Origin of the sequence: Dietzia sp. DQ12-76 (genome assembly GCF_014145045.1) — a bacterium.
Taxonomy (GTDB): Bacteria; Actinomycetota; Actinomycetes; order Mycobacteriales; family Mycobacteriaceae; genus Dietzia.
Window position 1 is genome coordinate 1 of the sequence record NZ_JAALDV010000001.1, and the last position, 5,985, is coordinate 5,985.

At 69.2% G+C, this 5,985-nt stretch carries 7 protein-coding genes and 1 pseudogene; 2 read left to right on the forward strand and 6 right to left on the reverse strand.

Features of this window, described 5'->3' with window-relative positions; genetic code table 11:
- Window positions 1-168 (reverse strand): annotated as a pseudogene (locus G6019_RS00005) (1-deoxy-D-xylulose-5-phosphate reductoisomerase); the annotation flags it as partial.
- A gap of 149 nt (window positions 169-317) precedes the next feature.
- Between G6019_RS00005 and G6019_RS00010 the strand changes: the two are divergent.
- On the forward strand, window positions 318-677 hold the full coding sequence (locus G6019_RS00010; RefSeq protein WP_107756629.1) for a DUF2631 domain-containing protein: 360 nt from the start codon (window positions 318-320) through the stop codon (window positions 675-677).
- Between the two features lie 85 nt (window positions 678-762).
- Here the strand turns inward: G6019_RS00010 and rlmN are convergent, their stop codons facing one another.
- Complete coding sequence (gene rlmN, locus G6019_RS00015) at window positions 763-1,872, reverse strand: 23S rRNA (adenine(2503)-C(2))-methyltransferase RlmN (RefSeq protein ID WP_182613756.1); 1,110 nt, start codon at window positions 1,870-1,872, stop codon at window positions 763-765.
- A gap of 86 nt (window positions 1,873-1,958) precedes the next feature.
- Between rlmN and G6019_RS00020 the strand changes: the two genes are divergently transcribed.
- Window positions 1,959-2,381: a LapA family protein gene (locus G6019_RS00020; protein ID WP_182613755.1), complete on the forward strand. Its 423-nt coding sequence runs from the start codon at window positions 1,959-1,961 to the stop codon at window positions 2,379-2,381.
- Between the two features lie 23 nt (window positions 2,382-2,404).
- Here the strand turns inward: G6019_RS00020 and G6019_RS00025 are convergent, their stop codons facing one another.
- The 4 genes from G6019_RS00025 to tsf all read right to left on the reverse strand — a co-directional run bounded on the left by G6019_RS00025 (window position 2,405) and on the right by tsf (window position 5,727).
- A complete protein-coding gene (locus G6019_RS00025; protein WP_107756631.1) occupies window positions 2,405-3,283 on the reverse strand; it encodes a phosphatidate cytidylyltransferase in 879 nt (292 codons plus the stop codon).
- A gap of 47 nt (window positions 3,284-3,330) precedes the next feature.
- Complete coding sequence (gene frr / locus G6019_RS00030) at window positions 3,331-3,888, reverse strand: ribosome recycling factor (protein ID WP_107756632.1); 558 nt, start codon at window positions 3,886-3,888, stop codon at window positions 3,331-3,333.
- A 47-nt stretch (window positions 3,889-3,935) separates the two neighbouring features.
- On the reverse strand, window positions 3,936-4,661 hold the full coding sequence (pyrH, locus tag G6019_RS00035; protein WP_107756633.1) for a UMP kinase: 726 nt from the start codon (window positions 4,659-4,661) through the stop codon (window positions 3,936-3,938).
- Window positions 4,662-4,902: 241 nt separating this feature from the next.
- Window positions 4,903-5,727 (reverse strand): translation elongation factor Ts, encoded by an 825-nt coding sequence (gene tsf, locus G6019_RS00040; RefSeq protein ID WP_107756634.1) that lies wholly within the window; start codon window positions 5,725-5,727, stop codon window positions 4,903-4,905.
- Between the last annotated feature and the right edge of the window lie 258 nt (window positions 5,728-5,985).

Below are 5,985 nucleotides of genomic sequence, written 5' to 3' on the forward strand. Positions count from 1 at the left end.
GGCGGCGATCTGGTCGCCGAGCAGCCCGATCCGCCCGCCGCCCGCGGCCAGGCCCACCACGTCGAACCGGCCGGGGCCGGCCCCGGAGGTCACCTCCAGTGCCTGGGTACCGATCGAACCGGTGCTTCCGAGGATGAGAACGCGCGTGGTCACCTCGTCATTGTCCACGTCCGGAGCGCCCGGCGCCGCATCGCGTGGTCACGCCCGGCCCCGATGCGGGCGGGTTACCCACAGTCCCTCACCGGGCGTGTGCCAGACTGGACGCGATGTCGGCGGCCCGCGGGGCCGCCAGCGAGCCGTGAGGAGAACCGGGGAGCATGAGCGCGGACGGGCACCACACCAGCAAGGAAATCGTCGTGGGGGGCATCAGCTCGCTGGACGAGCCCTCCGTTGAATGGGGCTGGCACCAGCACAGCAGGAAGGTCGGCCTCGCCGTGGGCGGCTTCTTCGTGCTGTTCCTCCTGGCCATGCTCTTCGGCAACCACATCGGCCGGGTCGAGGACATCTGGGTGGTCGCCATCGCCCTGTTCCTCGCCGCCTGGATGTTCCACTCGCTGCGCCCGAAGAAGGATGACAGCCTGAAGAAGGCCAGGGTGTACGAGGTGCCCGCCGATCACTACTCGGTGGTCGGTGCCGCGGCGTCCGGCGCGGTCGGGACCGCTCCCGCCAAGCGCTGAGAGCCCGGTACGACGAGGCCGCCACCCGCGAATCTCGCGGGCGGCGGCCTCGTCTGTGCTCCGGAGCGGCTGGCATCCCCCGGCCTCACCCTTCGGCGGCGAGTTGGCCACAGGCGGCCGCGATCTCCTGACCCCGGGTGTCCCTGACGGTGCAGGACACCCCGGATTGCCGAACCGCCGCCACGAATGCGTCCTGTTTGTGCTTCGGGCTGGCGTCCCACTCACTGCCCGGTGTCGGGTTGAGCGGGATCAGGTTCACATGAGCCATGGGCCCGAGCCGCTGGGTGAGCAGTCGACCCAACATCTCCCCGCGCCAGGTCTGGTCGTTGACGTCGCGGATCAGCGCATACTCGATCGACACGCGACGACCCGTGGCGTCGGCGTAGTGCCGCGCGGCGTCCATGACCTCGCTGACGGGCCACCTGTTGTTCACGGGGACCAGGGTGTCGCGCAGTTCGTCGTCGGGAGTGTGCAGGGACACCGCCAGGGTGACGTGCAGCCCCTCCTCCGCGAGCCGGTGGATGGCGGGCACCACCCCCACGGTCGACACCGTCACCGACCGCTGGGACAGTCCGAACCCCGACGGTGGCGGGGAGACGATCCCCCGGACCGCGGTGAGAACCCGCTTGTAGTTGGCCAGCGGCTCCCCCATTCCCATGAACACCACGTTGGACAGTCGGCCCGGCCCCCCGGGGACCTCACCGTCCCGCATGGCCCGGGCCGCTTCCCGGACCTGTTCGAGAATCTCGGCGGCCGAGAGATTGCGCTGGAGCCCGGCCTGCCCGGTCGCACAGAACGGGCACGCCATTCCACACCCGGCCTGGCTCGAGATACACAGCGTGGCGCGGTCGGGATAACGCATGAGGACGCTCTCGACCAGCGACCCGTCGTGGAGTTTCCACAGGGTCTTGCGCGTGGTGCCCCCGTCGGCCGCGATGTGCCGGACCGAGGAGGCCAGGCGCGGGAACAACTCCGAACCGATCTGCTCGCGCAGACCGGCCGGCAGATCCGTCATCGCACCCGGGTCCGCCTCGAGGCGACCGAAGTACTGGTTGGCGAGCTGCTTGCCCCGGAACGCGGGGACCCCGAGTTCACCCATCGCCTCGGCCCGGCCCGCGGCGTCGAGATCGGCGAAGTGACGAGGGGGAAGACCCCGCCGGGGGGCGTCGAAGACGAGGGGCAGTGGCTCAACCATGATGGGTGCCATTGTGTCAGAAACCGGTCTGCACGACACACCGCCAGCGGATGCCGGGGGCCGGGCGGAGGGAATAGAGTCCTGTCATGCCCACGCGTTCGCATGACCCCGTAGAACCCGATCACGATCCGGCGTCGACCGACATCGCCCCTCTCGAGGACACCCACGCCTCCGCCTCGGCGCCGGTGCCCGCCGAAGGGGCCCGGGATGCCGGGCGGGGACCTGACGCCGGACTTCCCGATGTCTCGGCCGGCAGACTCGGATCGGCGTGGGTGGGGCTGGTCCTCGGTGCTCTGGTGACGATTCTGCTGCTGGTCTTCGTCGCGCAGAACACCACCTCGACCGACGTCCGATATCTCGGCCTCGAGTTCAGCCTCCCGTTGGGGGTGCTGATCCTGTTCGCCGCCATCGCCGGTGCGCTGATCATGGCGCTGTTCGCCGGGTTCCGCATCCTCCAGCTCCGTATGCGTGCCCGCCGAGCGCGCAAGGTGAGCGCCCGCGGCCACTGACCTGCCGACGGTGCCCGGTGCGGTCAGGTCGGGACGACGAAGGTGAAGATGATCCACACCACGACGGCGGTGGGCAGGACCGAGTCCAGGCGATCCATGAACCCGCCGTGTCCCGGCAGCATCGTACCCATGTCCTTGATCCCGAGGTCCCGCTTGACCTGGGACTCGATGAGGTCGCCCAGGGTCGCGGTGAACACGGTGAGGACGCCCAGCAGGACGCCCTTGAAGACGTTGTCGTCGAACAACAACACCACGACGAGCGCGCCCCCGACGATGGCGAACACCATCGAGCCGGCGAAGCCCTCCCACGACTTCTTGGGGCTCACCGCGGGCGCCATCGGATGCTTGCCGAACAGCACGCCTGTGACGTATCCCCCGACGTCCGAACACACCACCAACAGGATCAGGGCGACGACCCGCTGGGCCCCGAAGTCGCCGTCCGCGAGCATGGCCCCGAGAGCGCCCGGGACCGCGATCCACACGAGGACGAAGACGGCGACCGAGACGTCCCGGAGGTAGTTCTGCGGTGCCGTGGTCAGGCCCGCCATCAACAGCCGCCAGACCAGGACCAGAACCGTCGTGGCGGCGAACGCAGCGAAGGCCCCTCTGGCCCCGGCGAAGAACCCGGCCCAGACCATCGCCTGCCCGCCCAGGAGCAGAGGCAGGAGCGGGAGCCGGAACTGGGCCTGCCGGAGACGCTTGAACACCTCCCAGGTCCCGATGGCGACCGCGCCGGCGGCGACCAGGTACCAGGCCCTGGGGTTGAACGCGATGCTCGCGATGACCAGCGCCCCGAGCCCGACGCCCACGGGGATGGCGCGGGTCAGGTCCCGGCCCGCCCGCGATGGTGGAGCAGCTGCCGCGGCTGTGGGCCCGGGTGGGCCTGGCGGGGCGGTGTCCACGGCATTCTCCTCGGATCTCGGGGGTCGGTCGGCGGGTGCGTCGGTGGTCAGACCTCCATGAGGTCGCCTTCCTTGCCCTTGACGAGCTCGTCCACGTCGGCCACGAAGCGGTGGGTGAGCTTGTCGAGCTCCTTCTCGGCGGCGTTGACCTCGTCCTCGCCGGCCTCGCCGTCCTTGACGATGCGCTTGAGTTCGTCCATCGCCTTTCGACGGACCCCGCGCACTGCGATGCGGCCGTCCTCCGCCTTGGCCTTGGCCTGTCTGACGAGGTCGCGACGACGCTCCTCGGTGAGTTGCGGAACCGTCACGCGGAGGACCTGACCGTCGTTGGTCGGATTGACGCCGAGATCGGAATTGCGGATGGCGTTCTCGATCGGCCCGATCTGGGACATCTCGTACGGCTTGATGATGAGCATCCGGGGTTCGGGAACCGAGACACTGGCCATCTGGGTGATGGGGGTCAGGGTCCCGTAGTACTCGCAGAGCACCCGGTTGAACATGCCGGGGTTGGCGCGACCGGTGCGGATGGCCGCGAGTTCGTCACGGACGCGCTCGACGGCCTTCTCCATCTTCTCCTCGGCCTCGAGCAGGGTGTCGTCGATCATGTGATGTCTTCCGTTCTCTACGTGAGTGAGGTGGGGGGTCCTGCGCCTCAGGCCGGGCTGCTGACGAGGGTTCCGATCTCCTCACCGGCGACCGCGCGCGCGATGTTGCCCTCGGTGAGGAGGTTGAAGACCAGGATCGGCATCTTGTTGTCCATACAGAGACTGAACGCGGTGGTGTCGGCGACCTTCAGTCCCTGTTCCAGGCACTCGCGGTGCTCGATCCGCGTGAACAGTTCGGCGTCGGGGTTGGTCCGCGGGTCGTCGGAGTAGATCCCGTCGACGGCCTTCGCCATCAACAGCACCTCCGCTTTGATCTCGAGCGCGCGTTGGGCGGCGGTGGTGTCGGTGGAGAAGTACGGCATCCCCATGCCCGCGCCGAAGATCACCACCCGTCCCTTCTCCAGATGTCGCTCGGCACGGAGGGGGATGTACGGTTCCGCGACCTGTCCCATGTGGATCGCGGTCTGCACCCGGGTCGACACGCCCTCCTGCTCGAGGAAGTCCTGGAGCGCCAGGCAGTTCATCACGGTGCCGAGCATCCCCATGTAGTCGCTGCGCGCACGGTCGAGACCACGCTGCTGCAACTGGGCGCCGCGGAAGAAGTTCCCGCCGCCGATGACGATCGCGATCTGCGCACCCGTGCGGGAGACCTCGGCGATCTGCCTCGCGACCGACTGGACCACATCGGGATCGATCCCCACGCCGCCCCCGCCGAACATCTCTCCGCCCAGCTTGAGCATCACACGTCTGTAGCCGTCCCGCGGGTCGGTCATCGCTCTCCTCGTCCCGGACGGATCGCGCCCGTCTCGTGCGTCAAACGCCCCCCGACGTCCTCGTCGAGCGGCCGTACGGCCCATGGTGGGACCTCGTCCATTCTGCCCTATCACCCCCGGCGCCACACCGCGGCCCGCGCGTTCTGAGACGGAAACGGTCGGACACAGACCGACGGCGGCACCCGGGGGTCCGGGTGCCGCCGTCGACGTGGCATCCGCCACCGCGGATGCCGGGGATGAATCAGGCCTGGCCGACCTCGAAGCGGAGGAAGGCGGTCACCGTGGCACCCGCCTCGGACAGGAGCGCGCCGACGGTCTTCTTGCTGTCGGTGACCGACGGCTGGTCCAGCAGGACGACGTCCTTGTAGAAGCCGTTCAGACGACCCTCGACGATCTTCTGCAGAGCCTGCTCCGGCTTGCCCTCCTCGCGGGCGGTGGCCTCCGCGATCTCGCGCTCCTTGGCCACGATGTCGGCGGGCACCTCGTCGCGCGAGACGTACTGCGCCTTGAGCGCGGCGATCTGCATGGCGGCCGAGCGGGCGGCCGCCTCCGCGGCCTCGCCCTGGCCCTCGTAGGCCACCAGGACGCCGACCGCCGGCGGGAGGTCGGAGGAGCGCTTGTGGAGGTACACGGCGACCGGGCCGTCGAGCTTGCCCACTCGACGCAGGACCAGCTTCTCCCCCGACTTGGCGGAGAACGAGACCACCGCGTCGGCGACTGTCGACCCGTCGAGGTCGGCATTGTTGAGCGCATCGAGATCGGAGATGCCCTGTGCTGCGGCGACGGCGACGATCCTGTCGGCCAGCGCGATGAACTCGGCGCTCTTCGCGACGAAGTCCGTCTCGGAGTTGAGCTCGATCATGACGCCGTCCTTGACGGCGACCAGGCCCTCGGCGGTGGTGCGCTCAGCACGCTTGCCCACGTCCTTGGCGCCCTTGATGCGCAGGACCTCGACGGCCTTGTCGAAGTCGCCGTCGGTCTCCTCGAGTGCCTTCTTGCAGTCCATCATCCCGGAGCCGGTGAGCTCACGCAGACGCTTGACGTCGGCAGCGGTGTAGTTCGCCATGGTGGGGCGACCCTCCTAAAAGAGTTTCGTGATGTATCGGAAGTTGTTGGCGTCGGCCGGCCGGCGCGATCGACTCCACCCTAGACGCCGCGGCGCCGGTGGACCCCTCGCCCGCATTCACCGACACCTCGGGCCCGGCCCCCCCGGGAGATCCCCGGAGGGATCGTGGGCGGCCGGGCCCGAGCTGTTCGAGCGTGCGGAGATCAGGCCTCGGGGGCCGGAGCCTCGGAGGTCGCGGCGGCGATCTCCTGCGGGTCG